Here is a 24552-nt window from a genome sequence, read left to right as displayed (position 1 = left end):
CCGATCCCGCCGTCGGTGGGCGTGTCCGACCGTGTTTCGCGAGGTGCCAGCACCACTGTTCGTCGTCCGTCACTGATCCGTTCGTAAGCCAAGGGGAAGAGGACTTACATGAGCATCACCGTCTACACCAAGCCGGCGTGCGTTCAGTGCAATGCGACCTACCGGGCGCTCGACAAGGCCGGCGTCGAGTACTCCGTCATCGACATCTCCGAGGACGCCGAGGCGCGTGACTACGTGATGGCTCTCGGGTACCTGCAGGCGCCCGTCGTGGTGGCCGGTGACGACCACTGGTCCGGTTTCCGCCCGGATCGCATCAAGTCCCTGACGGCCAGCGTCGCCTGAAGCGGCCCGTCACCCGAGCAGACCTACGGAGATGATCGGCCGTGACCTCGGTGGTCTATTTCTCCAGTGCATCGGAGAACACCCATCGCTTCGTGCAGAAGCTGGGAATCCCCGCAATCCGCATCCCGTTGCACGACCGCGACGGCACGTTCGAGGTCGATGAACCGTACGTCCTGATCCTGCCCACCTACGGTGGCGGGACGACGGTGACCGGCCGAGACACCAGTTACGTGCCGAAGCAGGTCATCAGATTCCTCAATAACACGCATAACCGTTCCCTCATTCGAGGGGTGATCGCAGCCGGTAATACGAACTTCGGCGAGTCGTATTGCTATGCCGGCAACGTGATTTCGCAGAAATGTCAGGTTCCGTACCTGTATCGCTTCGAACTCATGGGCACCGCCGACGACGTTGTGGCCGTCCGTGACGGTCTCGAGCATTTCATGGAGAGTGAACAGTGGCACCGACCATCACAGACGCAGCCCCGGCTGGGAGTGTAGAGCGCGCTACGGCACGACCCGATTCGTCCGCGGGGGAGCTCGACTACCACGCGCTGAACGCGATGCTGAACCTGTACGGCCCGAACGGCGAGATTCAGTTCGACAAGGACCGCGAGGCCGCGCACCAGTACTTCCTGCAGCACGTCAACCAGAACACCGTCTTCTTCCACAACCTGGACGAGAAGCTGGACTACCTGATCAAGGAGAACTATTACGAGCGTGAGGTTCTCGATCAGTACACCCGCAACTTCGTCAAGGATCTGATCGACCGCGCGTACGCGCACAAGTTCCGGTTCCCGACGTTCCTCGGGGCGTTCAAGTACTACACCTCGTACACGCTCAAGACGTTCGACGGCAAGCGCTACCTGGAGCGCTTCGAGGACCGGGTGTGCATGGTCGCGCTGACCCTCGCCGCGGGCGACGAGCGTCTCGCCGAGCAGCTCGTCGACGAGATCATCTCCGGCCGGTTCCAGCCGGCGACCCCGACGTTCCTCAACTCCGGCAAGAAGCAGCGCGGCGAGCCCGTCTCCTGCTTCCTGCTGCGCATCGAGGACAACATGGAGTCCATCGGTCGCGCGATCAACTCGGCGCTGCAGCTGTCCAAGCGCGGCGGTGGAGTTGCGTTGCTGCTCAGCAACGTTCGCGAGCACGGCGCCCCGATCAAGAAGATCGAGAACCAGAGCTCCGGCGTCATCCCGATCATGAAGCTGCTCGAGGACTCCTTCTCGTACGCGAACCAGCTCGGTGCCCGTCAGGGTGCGGGCGCGGTGTACCTGCACGCGCACCACCCCGACATCTACCGCTTCCTCGACACCAAGCGGGAGAACGCGGACGAGAAGATCCGGATCAAGACGCTGTCCCTCGGCGTCGTCATCCCGGACATCACGTTCGAGCTGGCGAAGAAGAACGAGGACATGTACCTCTTCTCGCCGTACGACGTCGAGCGCATCTACGGCAAGCCCTTCGCCGACATCAACGTCACCGAGAAGTACTACGAGATGGTCGACGACAAGCGGATTCGCAAGTCGAAGATCAAGGCGCGCGAGTTCTTCCAGACCGTCGCCGAGCTGCAGTTCGAGTCCGGCTACCCGTACATCATGTACGAGGACACCGTGAACCGCGCCAACCCGATCGCTGGCAAGGTCACCCACTCGAACCTGTGCTCGGAGATCCTGCAGGTCTCCACCCCGTCCGAGTACAACGACGACCTCACCTACAGCAAGGTCGGCAAGGACATCTCCTGCAACCTCGGGTCGCTGAACATCGCGAAGACGATGGACTCGCCGGACTTCGCGCAGACCATTGAGACCTCCATCCGCGCGCTGACCGCGGTCGCCGACCAGACGTCCATCGACTCGGTGCCGTCGATCCGGCGGGCGAACGACGAGGGCCACGCGATCGGGCTCGGGCAGATGAACCTGCACGGCTACCTCGCCCGCGAACGCGTCCACTACGGCTCGGCCGAGGGGATCGACTTCACCAACATCTACTTCTACACGGTGGTGTTCCACGCGATCCGGGCGTCGAACGAGATCGCGAAGGAGCGCGGCAGCTACTTCGCCGGCTTCCCGGAGTCGAAGTACGCCACGGGCGAGTACTTCGACACGTACACCGACCAGGTGTGGGAGCCGGCAACCGAGCGGGTCCGGCAGCTGTTCGCCGACGCGGGCGTGCACATCCCGACGCAGGACGACTGGCGTGAACTGAAGGCGTCCGTGCAGCAGCACGGCATCTACAACCAGAACCTGCAGGCCGTCCCGCCGACCGGGTCGATCTCCTACATCAACAACTCCACCAGCTCCATTCACCCGGTGGCGTCGAAGATCGAGATCCGCAAGGAAGGCAAGATCGGCCGCGTCTACTACCCGGCGCCCTACCTGACGAACGACAACCTGGAGTACTACCAGGACGCGTACGAGATCGGGTACGAGAAGATCATCGACACCTACGCCGCGGCCACCCAGCACGTGGACCAGGGCCTGTCGCTGACGCTGTTCTTCAAGGACACCGCCACCACCCGCGACATCAACAAGGCGCAGATCTACGCGTGGCGCAAGGGCATCAAGACGCTGTACTACATCCGCCTGCGGCAGATGGCCCTCGAGGGCACCGAGGTGGAGGGTTGCGTCAGTTGCATGCTATGAGTCTTGCTAACGACTTTTCGAATGGAGTGAGGGCATCGTGAGCCAGAAGATCAAGCTGATCGACCGGGTGTCGGCGATCAACTGGAACCGCGTCCCCGACGAGAAGGACGCGGAGGTGTGGGATCGTCTCACCGGCAACTTCTGGCTGCCCGAGAAGGTCCCGGTCTCCAACGACATCCCGTCCTGGAACACGCTGACCGCGCACGAGCAGCAGCTCACCATGCGGGTGTTCACGGGCCTGACGCTGCTCGACACGATCCAGGGCACCGTCGGCGCCGTCTCGCTGATCCCGGACGCGTTGACCCCGCACGAGGAGGCGGTGTACACCAACATCGCGTTCATGGAGTCGGTGCACGCCAAGAGCTACTCGAGCATCTTCTCGACGCTGTGCTCCACCCGCGACATCGACGACGCGTTCCGCTGGTCGGAGGAGAACCCGAACCTGCAGCGTAAGGCGGAGATCGTCCTCGAGTACTACACCGGGGACAGCCCGCTCAAGCGGAAGGTCGCCTCGACGCTGCTCGAGTCGTTCCTGTTCTACTCGGGCTTCTACCTGCCGATGTACTGGTCGTCGCGGGCCAAGCTCACCAACACCGCGGACCTGATCCGGCTGATCATCCGCGACGAGGCCGTGCACGGGTACTACATCGGCTACAAGTACCAGAAGGGACTTGAGCAGCTCACCCAGGCCGAGCGCGACGACCTGAAGAATTACACGTTCGAGCTGCTGTTCGAGCTGTACGACAACGAGGTCGAGTACACCCAGGACCTCTACGACGAGGTCGGGCTCACCGAGGACGTCAAGAAGTTCCTCCGCTACAACGCGAACAAGGCACTGATGAACCTCGGCTACGAGGGCCTGTTCCCGAAGGACGAGACCGACGTCAACCCGGCGATCCTGTCGGCGCTGTCCCCGAACGCGGACGAGAACCACGACTTCTTCTCCGGCTCCGGCTCCAGCTACGTCATCGGCAAGGCCGTCAACACCGAAGACGAGGACTGGGACTTCTAGCGCCCCCTCCCGCTGCCGCCCGACCGCGACCCCGCCCGACCCCCACCCCGTCCCTGACCGAATGTGGGATTCGATCACTTCACCTGACCGAATCCCACATTCGGTCAGGGGGCGGGGGCGGTCAGGGGGGTGGGGGGCGGTCAGGTGGCTGGTGTTGGCGCTCGGTGCTCTTCTAACGCGACCCGAACCGGTCTAGCGTCGAACGTGACATTCACCAAGCGTCAGGAGGCGGCGATGAGTGGTCGGGTGGTGCATTTCGAGGTCCCGTTCTCGGACGGCAACCGGGCACGAGCGTTCTACCGGGACGTGTTCGGCTGGGAGTACCACGAGATTCCGGAGTACAACTACACCGGTGTGGCCACCGGGCCGACGGCCGACACCGGAATGCCCGCCGAACCGGGCTATATCGGCGGTGGCATGTTCGAACGGGAGCCGTCGTTCCCGCAGGGTCCGGTGATCACGATCGACGTCGCCAGCATCGATGACGCGCTGGCGAAGATCACCACCCTCGGCGGGGAGCCGGTGGGGGAGAAGACGGTGGTCGGCGAGATGGGGTTCGCCGCGTACTTCAAGGACCCCGAGGGGAACATCATGGGTCTGTGGGAGACGGCAGGCTAGCGCGCCAACGCCGGACGCCCGCGACGGGCGGGTCCGACGTCGGCGCGCGGCCCGCTGATCAGTACCGGAAGGTGACCGGCGCGGCCTGCTGCCCGGAGTAGGGGAGCAGGATGCTGGGCGCGAGGGGCGCCTCGAAACGTGCAGGGACGTCGGTGAATTCGCCGTCGACGGACCCCGGTGTCGCCGCGGTGTCGAGTTGCGCGAATCGGATCCGGTGCATCGCGTCGGTGCCGACCATGTTGCCGTCGGAGGTCTCCGCGGACAGGAAGGCGCCGCGGTCGGTGAACTCGATCCACGGGTTCGCGAGCGCGATCTCGGCGAGGTGGAACCGGGTGAACGAGACCACGGTGCCGCGGTAGCGGACGGTGCCGAGGCCGGTCGCCGGGTCGACGTCGGCGCCATCGAGTTCGAACGTGAGCCTGCCGTCGCCGCGGACGGACGCGCCGTCGCTGCCGACGACGGACCCCTGCGTCGTCGACTTGACCAGGTCGGTGTAGCCGGGCGCAACGCCCCACTGCAGGTCCTGGGCAGGCGGTACCGGGGTGTTGGGGCCGGGGGCCGGGTCGAAGGTGACCGGGACGGACAGCTCTTCCGCGGCGTTGACCGCGTCCGCGGCCGCATAGGTGTAGACGCCGTAGGAGGCGTCCGGCGCGGTCTTCGCCGGCTTCGTCACGGTCAGCGTCGCGGTGAACGAGCCGTCGTCGGCGAGCGGCACCCACTGCTGCCGGATGGTGCGACGGAAGTCGAACGGGACGTCGGGCACCCGGTTCAGGGCGGACTCCGACATCACCCACGCGGTGGCCGACCGCTGCTGCCCGACCCGGGCCTCCGCGGGGGCGTCCTCGGACGGGCGCCAGTGCGGGGCGAATGCGCCGAAGGTGACGAAGGTGCCGTGCGGGACGCCGGGCGGGACCGGGACCGGCAGCCCGTCCGTGTTGGCGTTCGGGTCGAATCCGGTGCCGCGCACCACGATCCGGTCGCCCTCGTGGACGGCGGTGTCGCCGAGCGGGGTGACGCCGTCGGCGGCGAGCACCTCGATGTGCGCGGTCCCCGGTGCGGCGGGCGCGGCGACCGCGAGGCTCGCGCCTGCGGAGGCGACCAGCGCCGCACCGAGCGCGGCGAACAGCAGTCGCCTAGTTGACATAGCCATTGAGGGAAACCTCCAGATCGTCGAGGATGCCGTTTGCGGCGATCACGCCGATGCCGGTCATCCAGATTTCGTCGTCGACGTTGAACACGCGCTTGTCCGTCACCGCGCCGAGCCGCTGCCACAGGTCGCCGTTCATGACGTCGACACCCTGGCCGCGGGCCTCGTCGCCGTAGAAGCTGACGTAGATGATGTCGCCGTCGGCCTTCGGCAGTTCCTCTTCGCTGAGTTCGGCGAACCGGCGATCCTGCGCGCCCTCGAGCCGTTGGAACGGGGGCCGCTGCACGCCCGCGTCGGCGAGGACCTGACCGGAGAAGCTGTCCGGGCCGTAGACGCGGATGATGCCCGGCATGAACCGCACGACCGACGCCTGGGTCTCGGACGAGTTCAACGACTTTCCGGTCTCGGTGGCGGTGGTCTCGTACTCGTCGAGCACCTGCCGGGCACTGGCTCCGCGGCCGAGGGCGGTGCCGTCGAGGACCAGGTTGTCCTTCCACGTCAGGCCAACCCGCTCGGTGAACGTGGTCGGTGCGATGGCGGAGAGCCGCTCGTAGTCGTCCGGGGTGCGGAACTTCGAGCCGAGGATCAGGTCCGGCTGCAGCGCCGCGATCTTCTCGAAGTTGGGCTCCTGAACGGTGCCGACCGGTTCGACCGCCGCGATGGTCGCGCCGAGATACTCGGGCTGCGCGCCGACCGCGCCGGCGACGGCTGCACCGACGAGGCGGTCCTGCAGTCCGAGCGCGCACACGGTGTCGAGCTTGTCGGTGTCGAGGACAACGATGCGCTGCGGGTCCGCAGGAATCTCGGACTCGCCAGCGGCGTGCGCGACCTTGCGAACCGCGCCGGTGACGCCTGCGGGGTCGACGGGGGCGGTGGGGCCGCAGACGTTCTCGGTGTCGCGGGCGTTGCCGAGGACGCCCGCGCCCGCGACGTTGGTGGTGCTCCGCACGATGCTGCTGGCGGCGTCGTCGGTGCCGGAGCCGCCGCACGCGGTCAGGGCCAGGGCGGTCGCGGCCAGCGCGGCGATCGGTGCCGCGCGGCGGGCAAGGGTGGGCTTGCGCATGGGGCTTGTGTCCTCTCGGTGGGGCTGGTTGAGACTATCCGCGCTGGGTATCGACGCCGAACGCCCGGGCAAGGTCGTCGAGGATGCCCTCGGCGCCCTGCACGCTGACCGCGGCCATCCACACCACGTCGTTGACGTCGACCTTCCGCCCGGTCAACCCGGCCCACAGTGGGTTGGTCAGGAACGGCTGGGCGTGTTCGGTGACGGCGGTGCTGCCGTCCGGCGGCTGGTAGGTGCTGACCGCGATCAGGTCCGCCTCCGCCTCGGTGATCAGCTCGGGGCTGATGTCGTTGGCGATGCTGGACGGCTTCGCCGGGTCGGGGTCGGCGCTCGCGGGTCGGGCGATGCCCGCGTCGGCGAGGACGATGCCGCTGAACGAGGTGGTCCGGTAGATGCGGGCCGTCGGTTCGCCAGCAAACCGGACGACCGACACCGTCGGATTGTTCGCGGCGGCGTTGATGGCGGCCCCGACGTCGGCGGCGTGCCGCTCGTACGCACCGATCTTCTGTTCGGCGAGGTCCTCCTTGCCCAGCGCGGTCCCGAGCAGACGGATGTTGTCCTTCCAGGTCGGTCCCGTGGTCTCGGACATGACGGTCGGGGCGATCTTGGACAGCTGGTTGTAGATCTCGCCGTGCCGGACCTTCGCGGACACGATGAGGTCGGGTTGCAGTTCGGCGATCTTCTCGAGGCTCGGCGTGGTGAGCGGCCCGACCGGAACGGCGTCGGCCGCGTAGGTGGCGCGGGCGTCGCCGAGGTAGTCGGGCAGGCCGTCGGTCCGGTAGGTGACGTAGCCGACGAGGTCGGTCTCGAGGAGCAGCACCGCATCGGAGTAGCTGGTGTCGAGGGCGACGATCCGCTGCGGTGCTGCCGGGATCTCGGTGGATCCGAGCGCGTGGTCGACGGTGCGGGGGAACGCTCCGGCGCCGGCGGCGGGCGCGGCGGACTCGGTCCCGTCGGTGGACGAGCAGCCGGTGACGACGAGGACGGTGGCGGCCGCGGCGCCGAGCAGCGCGAGCAGTGGCCTTCTGCGCACCTTCACGGGAACTCCCATCAGTTAGGTAAGGAGAACCTTAGCAACCGGTGCTTCGGGTGGATTCGGGTGACCGCGGCCGGGCTCGTCGCCCCTGGTCAGCCGCGGGCGCGGGCAGGCGGCCGACACGAAGTACGACAGTGGGTAGGACCGGGTCCGCGGATCGTGGGGGGACGGTCTACGATTCCTCAGAGCGCAAGCCATGAGGATGGTCGTCTCGCTGCCCGAGGCGAACGTCCTGAGCGAGCCTGCCGAGCGACCAAGGGCACATTCAGGAGGATCAGTGACTGCCGTAGCGCCCCAGCCAGTCCCCGAGCTAACGGCCAAACGGCCGTTCCCGGCGAGGCTTGGACCTAAGGGTTCCTACATCTACAAGATGATCACCACGACCGATCCCAAGGTCCTCGGGATCATGTACATGGTGACGTCGTTCGCGTTCTTCCTGATCGGCGGCCTGATGGCACTGCTGATGCGGTCGGAGCTCGCGATCCCGGGCATGCAGTTCCTGTCGAACGAGCAGTTCAACCAGCTGTTCACGATGCACGGCACGATCATGCTGCTGATGTACGCGACGCCGATCGTGTTCGGTTTCGCGAACTACATCCTGCCGCTGCAGATCGGCGCCCCCGACGTCGCGTTCCCGCGCCTGAACGCCTTCAGCTACTGGCTGTACCTGTTCGGCTCCACCGTCGCGACCGCCGGCTTCATCACCCCCGGTGGCGCCGCCGACTTCGGCTGGACCGCGTACAGCCCGCTGACCGACGCGGTGCACTCGCCCGGTGTCGGCGCGGACCTGTGGATCCTGGGTCTGGCCGTCAGCGGCCTCGGCACCATCCTCGGCGGCGTCAACATGATCACCACCGTGGTCTGCCTGCGTGCCCCCGGCATGACGATGTTCCGGATGCCGATCTTCACCTGGAACATCCTGGTGACCAGCGTCCTGATCCTGCTCGCCTTCCCGCTGCTGACCGCGGCGCTGCTCGGCCTGTTCGTCGACCGTCACTTCGGCGCGCACATCTTCGACCCCGCCAATGGCGGCGTCCTGCTGTGGCAGCACCTGTTCTGGTTCTTCGGTCACCCCGAGGTGTACATCATCGCGCTGCCGTTCTTCGGCATCGTGTCGGAGATCTTCCCGGTCTTCTCGCGCAAGCCGATCTTCGGCTACAGCGGCCTGGTCTACGCCACCCTGGGCATCGCCGCGCTGTCGATCGCCGTGTGGGCGCACCACATGTACGCCACCGGCGCCATCCTGCTGCCGTTCTTCTCGTTCATGACGTTCCTGATCGCGGTCCCGACCGGCGTGAAGTTCTTCAACTGGATCGGCACGATGTGGAAGGGGCAGTTGACGTTCGAGTCGCCGATGCTGTTCTCCGTCGGCTTCATCGTCACCTTCCTGTTCGGCGGCCTCTCGGGCGTCCTGCTCGCCAGCCCGCCGCTCGACTTCCACGTCACCGACTCGTACTTCGTGGTCGCGCACTTCCACTACGTGCTGTTCGGCACCATCGTGTTCGCCACCTACGCGGGCATCTACTTCTGGTTCCCGAAGATGACCGGCCGGATGATGGACGAGCGCCTCGCGAAGTGGCACTTCTGGCTGACCTTCCTCGGCTTCCACGCCACCTTCCTGGTGCAGCACTGGCTCGGCAACGAGGGCATGCCGCGTCGCTACGCGGACTACCTGCCGTCGGACGGCTTCACGACGCTGAACACGATCTCCACGATCGGCGCGTTCGTGCTCGGCGCCTCGACGCTGCCGTTCATCTGGAACGTGTTCAAGAGCTACCGGTACGGCGAGGTCGTCACGGTCGACGACCCGTGGGGCTACGGCAACTCCCTCGAATGGGCGACGAGCTGCCCGCCGCCGCGGCACAACTTCACCGAGCTGCCCCGGATCCGGTCGGAGCGGCCCGCGTTCGAGTTGCACTACCCGCACATGGTCGAGCGGATGCGCGCCGAGGCGCACGTCGGTCCCGGCCACAAGCAGCACGACGCCCCCGTCCTGGAGGACGCGCGCTAGGCGTGGCACGCAGCTGACCACGAGGCCCCGCCCGAGTTTTGGGCGGGGCCTTCTGGTCGTGAAAGCACGGTTGGCACAATGATGGGCGAGACCCGTGGCGGCGACCACGGGATGGAGGGAGTTTCTCGGTGGGTGCGGATGCCTCGATGAAGTCGGGGACCACGGTCCTGATCACGGTGACCGGTCGGGACCGGCCCGGTGTCACCTCGGTGCTGCTTGCCGCGTTGTCGCGGCACCACGTCAGCCTGCTCGACGTCGAGCAGGTCGTGATCCGCGGTCGACTGACGCTCGGCGTGCTCGTGGAGTGCCCGGCGGACCCGGAGGCGCTGCAGGAGGCGCTCGAGGACGCGATGGCGACCGTCGGCATGACCGTCGACGTCGAGATCGGCGCGGGCGCTGCGGAGCGGCCCGCTCCGTCCACGCACGCCGTCGTCGTGCTCGGCAGCCCCGTCACCGCGCGCTCGTTCAGTCACATCGCGCGGGAGTTGGCGAAGCAGGGGGCCAACATCGACTCCATTCGGGGGGTCGCGGACTACCCGGTCACCGGGCTCGAGCTGATGGTGACCGCCGCCGACGGAGGCGACGACGCGGACGCACGGCTGCGCACCGGACTGTCCGAGCTCGCGATGGTCGAGGCGGTCGACATTGCCGTCGAGCGGGCGGGCCTGGCCCGGCGGGCGAAGCGGCTGATCGTGTTCGACGTGGACTCCACCCTCGTGCAGGGCGAGGTCATCGAGATGCTCGCCGCCCACGCGGGCGTGGAGGACAAGGTCCGTGAGGTCACCGAGTCGGCGATGCGCGGCGAGATCGACTTCACCGAGTCCCTGCATCAGCGGGTCGCGACCCTCGCGGGACTGCCCGCGACGGTGATCGACGAGGTGGCCGCGTCGATTGAACTGACCGCAGGCGCCCGCACCACCATCCGGACGCTGCGCAGGCTCGGTTTCAAGTGCGGCGTCGTCTCCGGCGGCTTCGTCCAGGTGATCGAGGGCCTCGCCGAGGAACTGGAACTGGACTTCGTCCGCGCGAACACCCTCGAGATCGTTGACGGGGTGCTCACCGGCCGGGTGGTCGGCGAGGTCGTCGACCGGGCCGCGAAGGCCCGCGCGCTGCGCGAGTTCGCCGACTCGGCAGGGGTGGCGCTCGAGCAGACCGTCGCGGTCGGTGACGGCGCCAACGACATTGACATGCTCAACACCGCAGGCCTGGGGGTTGCGTTCAACGCCAAGCCCGCATTGAAGGAGGTCGCGGACACCGCGCTCTCGCACCCGTTCCTCGATGCCGTGCTCTTCGTCCTCGGTATCACCCGTCACGAGGTCGAGGCCGCCGACGCCGTCGATGGGCTGGTGCGCCGGGTCCCGCTGTGACGGCGGTGCCGGACGCCGGGTTCGCGGCCCGGCACGCGGTCCTCGCCGCCGGATACGGTGACCGGCCGGACCCGGACGATCCGGGGCGGGTGCTGGCGATGCCGCTGGTGCTGCACATCCCGAAACCCGATCCCCCCGAACGCAGTGCGCTGTTGGCGGCGGCGGCCGCGGCGACGATCGCGGTGTGTCTCGATGAGCGGGTCGGGGTCGGCTGTGACGGGGAACCGGGACCGTGGCACGCCGCGTACCGCGCCTGGACCGACGCCCGGATCCGGAAGGTCGCGCGCCGGGCGCGCGGCGCGCACTGGCGGGCCGCGCAGGAGGTGGACGGGGTCACCGTCGACGTGCGCGGCGCGCAGGCCCGGGCGTTCGTGCCCACCGAGGTCGGCGCGCTCGACCCGCGGCTGCGCAAGCTGCAGATCGGCGGCACCGACCTCGAACCCGACGACCCGGGCGAGCCTGCGGCCGACGCCCCGGTGCTGTGGCTGAACGCCCGACTCGGCATGACCGTCGGCAAGGCGGCGGCGCAGGTCGGGCACGCCGCGATGATCCTGGCGGGCGCGATGACCGTCGACCGGGCGGCCATGTGGGCGGCGGACGGCTACCGGTGCTCGGTCCGCGACGCCGACCCGGAGCTCTGGTCGACCCTGGTTCGCGCGGAGTCGGATGGCCGCGCGATTGCGGTGCGGGACGCCGGGTTCACCGAGGTCGCGCCGGGATCGATGACGGTGATCGCGGTCCCGGCTCGGGGGTGAGCGGGACGCGCTCCGGCCGTCCCGCGAGTTGGGCGCCTTCGTGGCGCTGAGCGTCGGAATCACCGGAACACGACCAACTCGCGGCGCCCGGCGTGTGGCCGGACCTCGAGTCGTCGGTGCCCCCGCGATGCCCGTTCGGGTGCCTCGGGTGCGGAGGTCCGACACGCGCCCGGACCCGGTGCACGGCCTCGACGTTCGTGCGGGAAGATGGCAGCCGTGTCCGAACCTGATCCCGATCTGCTCATCGACTTCGACGACGTCCTCATCCGCCGCGGTGGGGTGACCCTGGTGGGTCCGGTGACCTGGAAGGTGGAGCTCGACGAGCGGTGGGTCGTGCTCGGACCGAACGGGGCAGGGAAGACGTCGCTGCTGCGCATCGCCGCTGGGGAGGTGTACCCGACCTCGGGGCACGCGAACCTGCTCGGCGAGACCCTCGGCCGGGTCGACGTGAACGAGCTGAAGCCGCGGATCGGGTTGTCGTCCTCCGCGTTGGCGAACCGGGTTCCCGCGGACGAGCTGGTCAAGGACCTCGTCGTGTCCGCAGGCTATGCGGTGCTGGGCCGCTGGCGGGAGCGGTACGAGGAGATGGACACCGACCGCGCGGTGGAGATCCTCGAGAGCATCGGCGCCGAGCACCTCGCCGACCGCACCTACGGCACCCTGTCCGAGGGGGAGCGCAAGCGGGTGTTGATCGCCCGGGCCCTGATGACCGACCCGGAGCTGCTGCTGCTCGACGAGCCCGCCGCGGGCCTCGATCTCGGTGGTCGCGAAGAGCTCGTCGCCCGGCTCGGGGACCTGGCCGCCGACCCCGACGCGCCGGCGACGGTGCTGATCACCCACCACGTCGAGGAGATTCCGCCCGGGTTCACCCACGCGCTGCTGCTGAAGGAGGGGGAGGTTGTCGCGCAGGGGCTGATCGACGACGTCATCACGGCGGAGAACCTGACCGCGGCGTTCAGCCAGTCGATCGCCCTCGACCGCGTCGACGGGCGCTTCTTCGCGCGCCGCAGCAGGCTGCCCGGCCAGCATCGCCGCTGACCCACCCCCGCTCCGCCCGGAGCGGGTGTGGGGGGTGCCGGTCGGCGGCGGTTCGCGCGGCGTAAGTTGCGTCACATGGCTTCGAATGAACTGCACGCCGACGTCCCGGTGAAGGACGCGTCCACCGTCATCCTCGTCCGGGACGGCGCGTCCGGGCCGGAGGTGTTCCTGCTCCGCCGGGTCGGCGGGATGGCGTTCGCCGGGGGGATGACGGTGTTCCCCGGCGGCGGCGTCGACCCGCAGGACGCGACCGCGGAGGTCGCGTGGGCGGGCCCGCCGGTGTCGTGGTGGGCGGAACGGTTCGGCGTCGACGAGGCGCGGGCGAAGGCGTTGGTGTGCGCGGCGGTGCGGGAGACGTTCGAGGAGTGCGGGGTGCTGCTCGCTGGCCCGACCGCGGAGACGGTCGTCTCCGACACGTCCGGCTACGCGCAGGCCCGCAATCAGCTCGAGTCGCGGGAACTCTCGTTCAGCGAGTTCCTCGCCGGTGAGGGTTTGGTGCTGCGCGCGGATCTGCTTCGGCCGTGGGCGAACTGGATCACCCCGGTCGGAGAGCACCGGCGGTACGACACCCGCTTCTTCGTCGCCGCGGCGCCCGCGGGGCAGAACGCGGACGGGGAGACCTCGGAGGCCGCGGCCGTCGCCTGGCAGACGCCGGAGGAGGCGATCACCGACTGGCGGGAGGGCCGCACCATGCTGCTGCCGCCGACGTGGACGCAGCTGCGGTCGATCGCGTCCTTCGGGTCGGTGGCCGAGGTGCTCGCCGCCGAGCCGGAGATCCCGCAGATCCTGCCGACGCTGTACCGCGAGGACGGCGGGTTGCGGGTGCGGTTCCCGGGGCAGGAGCCGTACTACGCAGCAGGGATCCATCCCTGGAGCACCCGGTAGCGCCGCCGGATCCGGGTTCGCGCGCTAGCGGTAGCCTTCGAGCATGGCTGAGTTCGTAACCCTCGAAGTTTCCGACGGCATCGGCACCATCCGACTGGCCCGTCCCCCGATGAACGCGCTGAATCGTCAGTTGCAGGAGGAGTTGCGGGCCGCGGCCCGCGAGGCCACCGTCAACGACGACGTTGCCGCGGTGATCGTGTACGGCGGCGAGAAGGTGTTCGCCGCCGGTGCGGACATCAAGGAGATGGCGGAGATGTCGTACGCCGACATGGCGCCGATCGCGGGTGAGCTGCAGTCCGCGCTCGGCGTGATCTCGGAGATCCCGAAGCCGACGGTCGCGGCGATCACCGGCTACGCGCTCGGTGGCGGACTGGAGATCGCGCTCGGCGCCGACCGCCGCATCGCCGGTGACAACGCGAAGCTGGGGGTTCCCGAGGTGCTGCTCGGCGTCATCCCCGGTGGCGGCGGCACCCAGCGGCTGGCCCGGCTGATCGGGCCTGCGAAGGCGAAGGACATGGTGTTCACGGGTCGCTTCGTCGCTGCCGAGGAGGCCCTCGCGATCGGGTTGATCGACGAGATGGTCGCGCCCGACGAGGTGTACAACGCGGCACGCGCGTGGGCGTCGAAGTTCGTCGGCGGTGCCGCCCGTGCGCTCGCCGCGGCGAAGGCGTCCATCGACCAGGGCCTCGACACCGACCTGAACACCGGACTGAAGATCGAGGCCGCGCAGTTCGCTGGCCTGTTCGCGACCGAGGATCGGTCCATCGGCATGGCGTCGTTCATCGAGAACGGGCCGGGTAAGGCGAAGTTCGTCGGCAAGTAGCACCGTCGTCCCGGGGGTCGCGCTGCCGCGGCTCCCGGGACGATCATTCTCTGAAACTAGAACTTGTTCATCCCTTACCACCGGGTAGGCTCACCACCATGACTGCAAGCTCGAACGACGACGTCGTCGATCCCGCTCCGAACCCGCACGCCACCGCCGAACAGGTCGAGGCCGCGCTCAAGGACACCAAGCTCGCCCAGGTTCTGTACCACGACTGGGAAGCGGAGACCTACGACGACAAGTGGTCGATCTCGTACGACGAGCGCTGCATCGACTACGCCAAGGGGCGGTTCGACGCCGTCGCTGGCGACCTGCCGCTGCCGTACGGGCGGGCGCTTGAACTGGGCTGTGGCACCGGCTTCTTCCTGCTCAACCTGATGCAGGGCGGCGTCGCGAAGACCGGGTCGGTGACCGACCTGTCTCCGGGCATGGTCAAGGTCGCGCTGCGCAACGCCGAGAACCTCGGACTCGAGGTCGACGGCCGCGTCGCCGACGCAGAGCGGATTCCTTACGACGACAACACCTTTGACCTCGTCGTCGGGCACGCGGTGCTGCATCACATCCCGGACGTCGAGCAGTCCCTGCGTGAGGTGCTCCGGGTGCTCAAGCCGGGCGGCCGGTTCGTCTTCGCGGGCGAGCCGTCCACGGTCGGCAACTTCTACGCCCGCTGGCTGGGACGCCTCACCTGGGAGGCCACCACCACCATCACCAAGCTGCCGTTCCTGGCCGACTGGCGTCGTCCGCAGGAAGAGCTCGACGAGTCCTCCCGCGCCGCGGCACTCGAGGCGGTCGTCGACATCCACACGTTCGACCCGACCGACCTGGAGAACATGGCGAAGTCCGCTGGCGGTGTCGAGGTTCGTGCCATCACCGAGGAGTTCGCCGCGGCGCTGCTGGGTTGGCCGGTCCGCACCTTCGAGGCGGCCGTCCCGCAGGAGAAGCTCGGCTGGGGCTGGGCGCGCTTCGCGTTCGGCGGGTTCAAGACGCTGAGCTGGGTGGACGAGAAGGTCCTTAAGCACGTCGTCCCGCGCAACTTCTTCTACAACGTGATGATCACCGGCGTGAAGCCGGTCCAGAAGGAGTCCTGACCTCCCGGTGGGATACGACTTCACCGCCGAGGACGTCCGGTACCTGAGCGGCGCCGCAGCCGACCTCGCCGAGGTGGATCGTCTCGACCTGACCGCGCGTACGCACCTGGCCGACATCGGCCGGGTGCGTACGCGTTTCGGTGATCGGGCCGGAGCGCTCGTCGAGACGGTACTGCTGCGGCGGCGCGCCGCGGGCAAGCTCGTCGGCGACGGCTGGCTGCTCACCGACGACGCGCTGCAACAGGCCACCCCGACACTGGTCGCGCGCAGGCGGGCGGAACGGCTCGCCGGCCGCGACGTCCACGACGTGACCTGCTCGATCGGTGCCGAACTGGCCGCGTTCGTCGGCGTCGCCGGCGCCGTCCTCGGCAGCGACCTCGACCCGGTGCGGTTGGCGATGGCGGCGCGGAACGTGCCCGGCGCCACCGTGATCCGGGCGGACGCGCTGCGGCCGTGCAGCCGTGGCACCGTCGTCCTCGCCGACCCGGCCCGCCGGTCCGGGGGCAGGCGCAGGCACGACCCGGCGGCCTTGATGCCGCCGCTGCCGGACCTGTTGGACGCCTACGCGGGCCGCGACCTCGCCGTCAAATGCGCGCCCGGCCTCGACTACGACGAGCTCGGCTGGGACGGGGAGGTGGAGATCGTCTCGCTGTCCGGCGGGGTGCGTGAGGCGTGCCTGTGGTCGCCCGGGCTCGCCGGTGACGGGGTGCGGCGCCGAGCGACGGTCCTGGACGCCGACGGGAGCGGCTGGGAGATTACCGACGCCGAACCCGACGACATCCCGGAACGCGAGCCGGGGGAGTGGATCGTCGACCCCGACGGCGCCGTGGTCCGGGCCGGGCTGGTGCGGCACTACGCGGCCCGGCACGGGCTCTGGCAGCTCGACCCCCGGATCGCCTACCTCACCGGCGATGCGGTGCCCGCAGGCGTGCGCGGCTTCCGAGTCCTGGCGCGGCTCAAGTACTCCGAGAAGGCGCTGCGGCAGGAACTGGCCCGGCATGACTGCGGGGTCGTCGAGATCCTGGTCCGCGGCGTCGACGTCGACCCTGCGACGCTGCGGCCCCGGCTCAAGCTGCGGGGCAGCGCGTCGCTGAGTGTCGTGCTCACCCGGATCGGCCGCACCCCGACCGCATTCGTCTGTGCGGCAGGAGTCCGCAGCGCGGGGTAGAAAGCGCCCGACCCTTCCCCGCGCCCGCAGCTCCCGAAGATCGACGAACCCGTCGAGCCGTGCGACAACAGCGTTCCGAACATGAGCTCGTTCATGAGCCGCTTGGCGGCAGGCACGATCTGGTGTGCGGGCGTCCCTGGCACGGAGAGGCTCCCCCCTCCGTTGGACAGGATGGTGACCGAGTAGTCCGAAGCCGAGATACGAGTACAGCCATTGTGTGCCGGGCGTGCTCACGAGGGCGCCATTGTCCTGCAGACCTGCCCACAGCAGGCCCTCGGTGTCCCAGGCCTTTTCTTCCGGACACGGGTTCTGTCCGTGGCACCCGGCGTCCAGGTTCGGGGGGTCGTCCGCGAGGCCCGACGTGTGGGTCACCAACTCGCGCAGCGTGATCTGCGCCCCGTCACGACTCGGCAGTGGGTGGCAGTCGGAGTAGGACGAGGCCAGATGGTCGAGACCCACGTCCCCCTCGGCCACCTGCTTGGCGAGCAGCGCCGCGGTGAACAGTTTGGTTTCGGATCCGATCTCGAACTGCGTCTGCGGGCCGACCGGGATGCTCGGGTCGAGGCTGGCGTGTCCGTCGTGGTATGTGGTGGTGAGCGAGGCCCCGGGGGTGCTCGGGTCGGGTTTGACGATCGCGAAGGCCAACCCGGGGAACTTCTTGCTGAGCAGATTCGTCGCGGCCCGATGCACAGCCTGTGCCTCTGGATCGCCGCCTGACCGAGTACCTGACGTCACTGCCCGCCCGGCGGTTCACGGTGCCGACGACGTCAACTTCGTCAGCAACGACCGAATCCGGGAGGTTCTCGACGGCACCGATGCCACACCCGACCAGGTCGACGCCGCCGTCGCTGTCAACGAGGACACGCGGCTCCGCACCCTCAAAATCGGCCTGCTGATCCTGGCCGCGATCAGCGTGACCGCCATCATCCCCGCCACCCGCCTACCCGACTACTGGCCGCACGAGATCCCCGATCCCGACGCCTGAGAAGCCGGCAACCACTCCCGTGGTCGGTGCGTGCACCGTGCAGGTTCTGCAAATGTCTCAGCCGAGCTCGTCCCGACGCAGATATGCGAGCACGGCCAGCACCCGACGATTCGTGTCGTCGGTCGGCGGCAGCACCAGTTTGTTGAAGATGTTGCCGACATGTTTGCCCACAGCCGATTCCGTGATGAACAACTGAGCGGCGACCGCCGCATTCGAATGCCCCTCCGCGATCGAGGCGAGCACCTCGCGTTCGCGCGGCGACAACTGCGCCAACGGATCCCGCCGACGACGGAACAACTGCTGTATCACCATCGGGTCGATCACAGTGCCGCCGGCAACCACATGCCGCAGGGTGGAGACGAACTCCTCGACATCGACGATGCGATCCTTCAGCAGATAACCGACCCGGCCACCTTCCGCGCCCATCAGTTCGTCGGCGTAACTCAGTTCGACATACTGGCTCAGCGCGACGACGGCAAGCCCCGGACAGGTTCGTCGCAGTTTCACTGCTGCGCGCAACCCCTCGTCGGTGAAACCCGGTGGCATCCGCACATCGGTCACAACCAGATCCGGACAGTGCTCGGCGACAGCCGATTCCAATTCCACGGCATCCGAGACCGCGGCCACGACCTCGAACCCGAATCGCTCGAGCATCGCAGCGAGGCTTTCGCGCAGCAGGGCCCCATCCTCGGCGAGCACCACTCGCACGGCAGTCAGTTCTCGATCCACGGCAACTCCACACGGACAACGGTGGGCCCGCCAGGCGGGCTGGACAGCAGCATTCTGCCGTCGACCGCCGCGACCCGGTCGGCCAGGCCCGTCAGACCGCTCCCTCGTTCCGGATCCGCACCGCCGCAGCCGTCGTCCATGACCTCGACGACCAGCAGGTCCCCGGCGCGTCGGACAGCCACATCGACGGCCGTCGCATTCGCATGCTTGGCGACGTTGTTGAGCGCCTCGACCACTACGAAGTACGCCGCGACCTCGACATCCGGGGCCGGGCGGGATGGGATGTCCGCGGTGACGCCGACCGCGGCCACGAAGTCTTCGGCCAGTGCACGCAACGCGTCGGGCAGGCCACGGTCGGTGAGGACCCGGGGGTGGATTCCCCGAATGAGTTGCCTCAGTTCCGCCATCAACTCCTTGGCCTGATCATGCGCCTGCGACACGCTTTTCGCGGCTGCAGAATCCGGTGGGAGGTCAAGTTTGGCCATACCCAACTGCAAGGTGAGGTTGACGAGCAGCGATTGCGCGCCGTCGTGCAGATCCCGCTCGATCCTGCGACGTTCCGCCTCGAAGGAATCGACCAGACGGGCACGGGACCGGGACACCTCCACAAGTCGTGCGCGAAGCGCGTCCGGGTCGTCGCCGCACAACAACGACCGGGCGAACGCACCGTGCAGTCCCGCGATCAGCGCCAGCAGATACGGGATCGCTGGCAACAACAGCAGACCTGCGATCGCGTACGGAACGGCCTGGTCGACCGCCGTGATCTGGCTGAAACCGAGCGCCACTGCCTCGTCTCCGTCACCCACCATCAGGGGGCTCACCACCATCACCACGATGAGCCCGACGATCACCGCACCCGAGAGCCACAGGGTCGGCACCAGAGTGAGCAGCAGGAATGTGTAGCCGAGCTCCCTCCACGTTGCGGCCTCGGTGTAGCGGGTGCGCACCCACGCCCACAGGCCCGTTGCCGGAGGGCAACGGTGAGCCGAGAGTGCCCGGTCGAGGCTCACCAGGCGCAGGCGTGTTCGTTCCAGGGCTGCCAGCGGTATCGCCACCAACGGGCCGAGCCCGAACACCAGCGCTGCGCCGAGGACACCGAGGAACAGCACTCTGCCGAGCGGTTGCGGATACATGCCGCCGCCGGCCCATACGGCCAGCACGAGCCACGGGACGCAGAACGCTGCGAACGGCAACGCCACCACACACACCACCGGGACGGTGGTCAGCACATGACCCAGCGACCGCCACGGCCACCCGGTCAGCAGGAAGCGCCGCCGTGTGATCGCGGTGAGCACCGTGGCCGGTTCATCGGAGGACACCGAGTGAGCCTATCGGCGCGGCCAATGCTTCAGGATGAGGCGGAGTGCAGCCGAAAGGTGGTGCTGACACCACCTTCGATCCGCCGCATGGACCCAGTGACCGCACCACCGGTCGAATGGTCAGCTGAAGTCATGCAACTGGAGCTGAACAACGTCACCAAAACCTATCGGGGCAAACCGGCCGTCACCGACGTCAGCCTGCGGATCGGGCCCGGGGTGCTCGGCCTCCTCGGCCCCAATGGAGCCGGTAAGTCGTCGCTGATGCGCATTCTCTCCACGATCACCCGCCCGACCACCGGTACGGTCACGTGGAACGGTACCGACATCGTCGCTCGGCCGGGGCCGCTCCGACGCGTCCTCGGTTACCTCCCACAGGATTTCGGTGTGTACCCGAATCTCAGTGCCGGGGAGTTCCTCCGGTATCTCGCCGCAGTCAAAGGTCTGACGGCGCGGTCGGCCAAGCAGCGGGTCGACGAGCTGCTCGAACTCGTCAACCTGACGGACACGGGATCGCGGCCGGTGGGCAGGTTTTCCGGCGGAATGCGCCAGCGTGTCGGTATCGCGCAGGCGCTCCTGGGCGACCCCGAGCTTCTCATCGTCGACGAACCGACGGTCGGGTTGGACCCCGAGGAACGCATGCGGTTCCGCAACCTGCTCGGGGATCTGGCGAACGACCGGATCGTCATCCTGTCCACTCACATCGTGTCGGACATCGAGGCGATCGCCGACGACATCGCGATCCTCACCGCCGGCGAACTACGTCGGCGCGGCACCCCCGAGGAACTGCTCCGTTCCGCGGACGGTCTGGTGTGGGAAGCGATGGTCCCCCTCGATGCCGTGGCCGAGATCCGGCAACGAGCGACGATAACCCGCACGGTCCGAACAGGACAGGGTGTTCGGGTCCGTGCGGTCGCCCATACACCGCCGATGCCGGGGGCTCGTCCTGTCGAACCCGACCTCGAAGACGCGTACGTCAACGCGGTCCACAGCCCGATGGCGCCGGCCGGGGTGACCCGATGACAGGCGCCACCGCTGCCGTCGCGATGGCAGACTTCCGGGATCGTTCGCGGCGTCCCGCGTTCCTGGTGACGGTGCTCGGCGCGGTCGCACTCGGATATGTGGCCGTCCCGCCTGTCTCTGCAACGTACGCGATGGTCAAGGTCGGATCGTTCCGGGGACTGTACGACAGCGCGTACATCGGCATGTTGCTCGCCATGATCGGCAGCCTGTGGTTGCCGCTGTTCGGGTTCTATGTCGTTCGCGGCAACGTCGCGCGCGACATCTCCACTGGCGTGGGCGAAACGCTTTCCGCCTCGCCGTTGCGCACGCCGACATATCTGCTGGGCAAGTATCTGAGCAACCTGGCGGTGCTCGCGGCGATGGCCACCGCACTCGCCCTGATCGCACCCGTGATGCAGCTTCTCCGCGGGGAATCCACGAGGCTCGACATGACGGCGCTCTGGCTTCCGATCGTGCTGTTCTGTCTTCCTGTCCTGACCGTGGCCGCAGCAGCCGCCGTCGTCCTCGAAACGGTCCCGTTCTTGCGAGGTGGTGCGGGAAACATTCTGTGGTTCTTCGTGTATCCGTCGATGTTCCTCGCCGGGATTCCGCTGGTCCACGGGTCGGCTATCGCAGGGTTCCAGGCCGACCTGGCGGCGCAGCACCCCGGCATGGACGACGAGATCTCGATCGGGCTCACCGCGGAACCGGGCGCGCTCGGGCAGTTCACGTGGTCCGGGTTGGACATCGACGCGACTCTCGTCGCCGCGAGTGCGGGGGTGATCGCGGCCTCCACGCTCGTCGCCATCCTTCCCGCCCTCTGGTTCGGCCGGTTCGACCCCGCACGGCAGCAGCGCTCTCCCTCGAACACGTCTGCAGTACCTGCGACCGAGGCTCCCGTTGCACCGGCGTTCTCGCACGGTCCGCGAACGCTGTCGCCGGCCGAGCGTGGACACGCGTTCCTGGGGTTGCTGCTCGGCGAGGTGCGCATTCATCTGGGAAGCGTGTCGCGGTGGTGGTGGCTCACACTCGCGATCGTGACGGTCGCGGCGCTCGCTGTTCCCGCTGATCGCGTCGGCACCGCACTGCTCTTCGGGTGGTTGTTGCCGGTGTTGTTGTGGTCACGTCTCGGGACACTCACCTATGAACAAGGCGTCGCTCCCCTTGTGGAGTGCGGTGTCTCGTCTCGCATCAGACTCATCGCCGAGTGGGGTGCGGGTGTGCTCATTGCGGTCATCGCCGGTGTCGGCCCGCTGGTGAAGATGCTCCTGGCATCGGACGCAACCGGAGTCGCCGCGTGGGTTGCGGCCGCGACGATGATTCCTGCCCTTGCGTTGCTGATCGGGTCGATCGGCCGGGGCGCACGCGTGTTCCAGGCTGTCTACCTGGTGATCTGGTACGCCGTGCTCAACGGGGTCGCAGCGGTCGACGTCATGGGCGTGCTTCGCACCGATGGGTCGCTCAGCGGCCCGTCTCCACTGTTGTCCTTCGGCGTCAGCGCCGTACTGATCGCCGCCACCGTACTCGTTCAGGAGATTCGCCATGCCCGTCGTTGACACTGCACTCAGGAAGATCCACCTCTCCGTCGGTGTTGCGGCACTGGCACTCTCGTCTGTGGCAGTCGCCGGCTGCACCTCCGATTCCACGAGTCACGAACAGCGGAATGACAGCTACAGCGGCGCCGCCTCCGTCACACTCGATTTCGATGATGCGGGTGCGAAACAGTTCGGTGTCACCACCGCGGCCCTGAGCGCCCAGGTGATCGGCTCCGACCGCGACGACATCGAGATCCGGCGCACCTTCGAGTTCACCGACGGCGACAAGCCGGTTGAACGCATCGACACCGACGGGTCCGGTCTGATGATCAGCGCGAGTTGCCCCGACAGATTTGCTGTCGGCAGCCCTACCTGCGTCGCCCGATACGAGATCGCTGTCCCGTACGGGACCGTCGTCCGAGGGAACTCGAAGTTCGGTGATCTGACGGTGACCGACACCCGTGGCGCCCTCGATCTGAATTCCCGCTACGGTGACGTCACGCTGGTCGCGGGCCCGGGCGGTTACGCGGTGGACGCCGTGTCGGCGACGGGGACAAGCACCATCGAGGTGCCGCAGGATCCCGCCGGGATCCCGGTGCGTCTACGGTCCGGGGACGGTGCGGTCTCCGCAACGACGGACCCTCGCTGAGACGAGATCGAAAGCCACCAACCGGCCGCCGAGCTCACAGCCGTCACGATCGGGAAATGCGGTGAGGCCGGTCATCTTCGGTGCGCCGGTGGTGGGCGCGGGCGACCTCGTCTGCCGTCGCAGGTCGAGTCAGATCCAGCCCGAGCGCTGTCCGGGCATCTGGAGCGCCTGGGCCCCCGGCGACCAGGTCTCGGCCGGGGCGGGCCGCGGGGCCGGCCGCCCGGTGCTGAGCTCCGGATGGAGGGCCAGGGCGATCTTACGGGTCGCGTCGAGGACCAGCGGCGAGACCCGTTCGAGGGGTGCCGTCCGGTTGTCGCCGCACAGGGAGACGGCCGCGACCGGGCACTCGGGACCGCGGATCGCGGCGCCGACGCATTCGGGGGCGAGCCACGCCAGCATTGCCTTGCCGCCCGCGGTGGAGTTCGCCAGCACCCGGCCGCCCACCCGGGACGGCATCGAGATGGCCAGGCGCCCACCGATCTTGTCGAGGTACACCAGCTCGCGCGGTCGAGGCGGTCGGCGACCTCGTCCATCCCCACGAGGCGGGCCGCATCCCGGACGTAGGCAGCCCCTCGTCGCTCACTCTGCAAGATGCGGGACTCGTCGAGGCTGGCGGATAGCAGCGGGGGGTCGTGCTCGCCGGCGTACTGGTCGAGCCGCCGATACAGCTCGAGCCATTCCTCATCGCTGACGAGATTCTTGACCAGTGGGGACGTTCCGTCCGTACCGGGGCGCAGGTCGACCCATTCCCCTTCGTCGACGACCGTGAGTCCCGCGGGCAGAGCTGCAGGCGTCGAGGGGGTGGCGACAGCCCGCGGTTGGTTGCCGTTGCTCAGTGCAGGCCCGGCATATCGACCTCGTCGGGCGCCTTGTCGTCGCGCAGGCCCTTCCAGCTCGGATGTCGCAGGCTGCAGCCGGTGTACTCGCGGTACTCGACATCGCCGACCAGCAACGGCTCCACCCAGTGCGCACCGCGAACATCGCGCGCGGGCGCGGCCGTAGCGAGTGGGCTGGTCGGCCGCTCGATCGCAGCGAGCTGCTGTCGGAGCGCTCGGCGGTCGGCGGTGGTGAATCCTGTTCCGACGTGGCCGATGTAGACCAGGCTGCGGTCGTCGTCGTCGTCGTCTGCGCCGAGCAGGAGCGACCCGACCCCGCCGTGGGCGGCGCCGGCGCCGCCCACCCAACCGATGACGATGACCTCGGTGTTGTTTCGGAGCGGGGTTTTGAGCCAGACGGGGGAGTGGCGGCCGGGCCGGTAGGTCGAGTCGATGCGTTTGGCCACCACACCCTCGAGCCCGTGCTCACGAGCGAGGTCGAGCATCTTCCGACCGTCGACGTC

General features: G+C 68.2%; 24 protein-coding genes and 1 pseudogene. 17 read left to right on the top strand and 8 right to left on the bottom strand.

The features are described 5' to 3' along the window. Window positions 1-108 precede the first annotated feature (108 nt). From nrdH to ACFWPA_RS15630, 5 genes are all read left to right on the top strand, one after another. Window positions 109-342, top strand: coding sequence for a glutaredoxin-like protein NrdH (nrdH, locus tag ACFWPA_RS15650; protein WP_378508467.1), 234 nt, complete (start codon window positions 109-111; stop codon window positions 340-342). A 41-nt stretch (window positions 343-383) separates the two neighbouring features. Further along, complete coding sequence (nrdI, locus tag ACFWPA_RS15645) at window positions 384-842, top strand: class Ib ribonucleoside-diphosphate reductase assembly flavoprotein NrdI (protein ID WP_378508468.1); 459 nt, start codon at window positions 384-386, stop codon at window positions 840-842. Further along, a complete protein-coding gene (nrdE, locus tag ACFWPA_RS15640) occupies window positions 800-2986 on the top strand; it encodes a class 1b ribonucleoside-diphosphate reductase subunit alpha (protein WP_378508469.1) in 2187 nt (728 codons plus the stop codon). Before nrdI ends, nrdE begins: the two co-directional genes overlap by 43 nt. Before the next feature lie 49 nt (window positions 2987-3035). Further along, window positions 3036-3998, top strand: a complete 963-nt coding sequence (gene nrdF, locus ACFWPA_RS15635; RefSeq protein WP_378508588.1) for a class 1b ribonucleoside-diphosphate reductase subunit beta — start codon at window positions 3036-3038, stop codon at window positions 3996-3998. Window positions 3999-4232: 234 nt separating this feature from the next. Further along, window positions 4233-4616, top strand: a complete 384-nt coding sequence (locus tag ACFWPA_RS15630) for a VOC family protein (RefSeq protein WP_378508589.1) — start codon at window positions 4233-4235, stop codon at window positions 4614-4616. Window positions 4617-4674: 58 nt separating this feature from the next. On the opposite strand, the gene ACFWPA_RS15625 is transcribed toward ACFWPA_RS15630, so the two are convergent. The 3 genes from ACFWPA_RS15625 to ACFWPA_RS15615 are packed head-to-tail and all read right to left on the bottom strand — an operon-like array spanning window position 4675 to window position 7865. Beyond that, window positions 4675-5760: an HtaA domain-containing protein gene (locus ACFWPA_RS15625; protein ID WP_378570893.1), complete on the bottom strand. Its 1086-nt coding sequence runs from the start codon at window positions 5758-5760 to the stop codon at window positions 4675-4677. Next, complete coding sequence (locus tag ACFWPA_RS15620; protein ID WP_378508277.1) at window positions 5750-6826, bottom strand: ABC transporter substrate-binding protein; 1077 nt, start codon at window positions 6824-6826, stop codon at window positions 5750-5752. The genes ACFWPA_RS15625 and ACFWPA_RS15620 overlap by 11 nt, the downstream gene beginning before the upstream one ends. 34 nt (window positions 6827-6860) lie before the next feature. Then, on the bottom strand, window positions 6861-7865 hold the full coding sequence (locus tag ACFWPA_RS15615; protein WP_378508278.1) for an ABC transporter substrate-binding protein: 1005 nt from the start codon (window positions 7863-7865) through the stop codon (window positions 6861-6863). Window positions 7866-8139: 274 nt separating this feature from the next. Here ACFWPA_RS15615 and ctaD point away from each other — a divergent pair, with 274 nt between their 5' ends. The 8 genes from ctaD (at window position 8140) to ACFWPA_RS15575 (ending at window position 16997) form a co-directional block, all read left to right on the top strand. Continuing rightward, window positions 8140-9873: a cytochrome c oxidase subunit I gene (ctaD, locus tag ACFWPA_RS15610; RefSeq protein ID WP_378570853.1), complete on the top strand. Its 1734-nt coding sequence runs from the start codon at window positions 8140-8142 to the stop codon at window positions 9871-9873. A gap of 146 nt (window positions 9874-10019) precedes the next feature. Further along, window positions 10020-11240, top strand: coding sequence for a phosphoserine phosphatase SerB (serB, locus tag ACFWPA_RS15605; RefSeq protein WP_378508428.1), 1221 nt, complete (start codon window positions 10020-10022; stop codon window positions 11238-11240). Next, window positions 11237-11995, top strand: a complete 759-nt coding sequence (locus ACFWPA_RS15600) for an aminoacyl-tRNA hydrolase (RefSeq protein ID WP_378570851.1) — start codon at window positions 11237-11239, stop codon at window positions 11993-11995. The genes serB and ACFWPA_RS15600 overlap by 4 nt, the downstream gene beginning before the upstream one ends. Before the next feature lie 207 nt (window positions 11996-12202). After that, on the top strand, window positions 12203-13033 hold the full coding sequence (locus tag ACFWPA_RS15595; RefSeq protein WP_378508281.1) for an ABC transporter ATP-binding protein: 831 nt from the start codon (window positions 12203-12205) through the stop codon (window positions 13031-13033). Between the two features lie 75 nt (window positions 13034-13108). Continuing rightward, on the top strand, window positions 13109-13918 hold the full coding sequence (locus ACFWPA_RS15590) for an NUDIX hydrolase (protein WP_378508282.1): 810 nt from the start codon (window positions 13109-13111) through the stop codon (window positions 13916-13918). A gap of 43 nt (window positions 13919-13961) precedes the next feature. Beyond that, a complete protein-coding gene (locus ACFWPA_RS15585; RefSeq protein ID WP_378508283.1) occupies window positions 13962-14741 on the top strand; it encodes an enoyl-CoA hydratase/isomerase family protein in 780 nt (259 codons plus the stop codon). A 98-nt stretch (window positions 14742-14839) separates the two neighbouring features. Further along, window positions 14840-15829: a class I SAM-dependent methyltransferase gene (locus tag ACFWPA_RS15580; protein ID WP_378508284.1), complete on the top strand. Its 990-nt coding sequence runs from the start codon at window positions 14840-14842 to the stop codon at window positions 15827-15829. Between the two features lie 7 nt (window positions 15830-15836). Continuing rightward, the gene (locus ACFWPA_RS15575; RefSeq protein ID WP_378570849.1) at window positions 15837-16997 is read left to right on the top strand and encodes a class I SAM-dependent methyltransferase; all 1161 of its coding nucleotides are present in this window, start codon (window positions 15837-15839) and stop codon (window positions 16995-16997) included. 234 nt (window positions 16998-17231) lie between these two features. On the opposite strand, the pseudogene ACFWPA_RS15570 reads toward ACFWPA_RS15575, so the two are convergent. Next, window positions 17232-17687: pseudogene (locus ACFWPA_RS15570) on the bottom strand (serine hydrolase domain-containing protein); the annotation flags it as partial. On the opposite strand from ACFWPA_RS15570, the gene ACFWPA_RS15565 reads away from it, so the two are divergent. Next, complete coding sequence (locus ACFWPA_RS15565) at window positions 17590-17982, top strand: hypothetical protein (RefSeq protein WP_378570847.1); 393 nt, start codon at window positions 17590-17592, stop codon at window positions 17980-17982. The pseudogene ACFWPA_RS15570 and the gene ACFWPA_RS15565 overlap by 98 nt on opposite strands. Window positions 17983-18039: 57 nt before the next feature. Here ACFWPA_RS15565 and ACFWPA_RS15560 read toward each other — a convergent pair whose 3' ends face one another. Beyond that, complete coding sequence (locus ACFWPA_RS15560; protein ID WP_378570891.1) at window positions 18040-18690, bottom strand: response regulator; 651 nt, start codon at window positions 18688-18690, stop codon at window positions 18040-18042. A 5-nt stretch (window positions 18691-18695) separates the two neighbouring features. After that, window positions 18696-20030, bottom strand: coding sequence for a sensor histidine kinase (locus tag ACFWPA_RS15555; protein ID WP_378570845.1), 1335 nt, complete (start codon window positions 20028-20030; stop codon window positions 18696-18698). Between the two features lie 3 nt (window positions 20031-20033). Here ACFWPA_RS15555 and ACFWPA_RS15550 point away from each other — a divergent pair, with 3 nt between their 5' ends. Genes ACFWPA_RS15550 through ACFWPA_RS15540 form a run of 3 tightly spaced genes read left to right on the top strand, consistent with a single transcriptional unit; the run spans window position 20034 to window position 23213 of the window. Then, entirely contained in the window at window positions 20034-21050 is a 1017-nt protein-coding gene (locus ACFWPA_RS15550; RefSeq protein ID WP_378570843.1) for an ABC transporter ATP-binding protein, read from the top strand. Next, a complete protein-coding gene (locus tag ACFWPA_RS15545; RefSeq protein ID WP_378570841.1) occupies window positions 21047-22585 on the top strand; it encodes a hypothetical protein in 1539 nt (512 codons plus the stop codon). The genes ACFWPA_RS15550 and ACFWPA_RS15545 overlap by 4 nt, the downstream gene beginning before the upstream one ends. Before the next feature lie 58 nt (window positions 22586-22643). Then, window positions 22644-23213 carry a hypothetical protein gene (locus tag ACFWPA_RS15540; protein WP_378570839.1) on the top strand — a complete coding sequence of 190 codons (570 nt, stop codon included), beginning with the start codon at window positions 22644-22646 and terminating at the stop codon, window positions 23211-23213. A 129-nt stretch (window positions 23214-23342) separates the two neighbouring features. Here ACFWPA_RS15540 and ACFWPA_RS15535 read toward each other — a convergent pair whose 3' ends face one another. Together ACFWPA_RS15535 and ACFWPA_RS15530 are read right to left on the bottom strand one after the other, a co-directional pair. Then, entirely contained in the window at window positions 23343-23708 is a 366-nt protein-coding gene (locus tag ACFWPA_RS15535) for a hypothetical protein (RefSeq protein WP_378570837.1), read from the bottom strand. Between the two features lie 337 nt (window positions 23709-24045). After that, window positions 24046-24534: a hypothetical protein gene (locus tag ACFWPA_RS15530; RefSeq protein WP_378570835.1), complete on the bottom strand. Its 489-nt coding sequence runs from the start codon at window positions 24532-24534 to the stop codon at window positions 24046-24048. Between the last annotated feature and the right edge of the window lie 18 nt (window positions 24535-24552).

It is taken from the genome of Rhodococcus sp. NPDC058505 (assembly GCF_042720095.1).
In the GTDB taxonomy this organism is placed as follows: domain Bacteria; phylum Actinomycetota; class Actinomycetes; order Mycobacteriales; family Mycobacteriaceae; genus Rhodococcus_G.
This window is presented reverse-complemented; position numbering and strand designations above follow the sequence as displayed.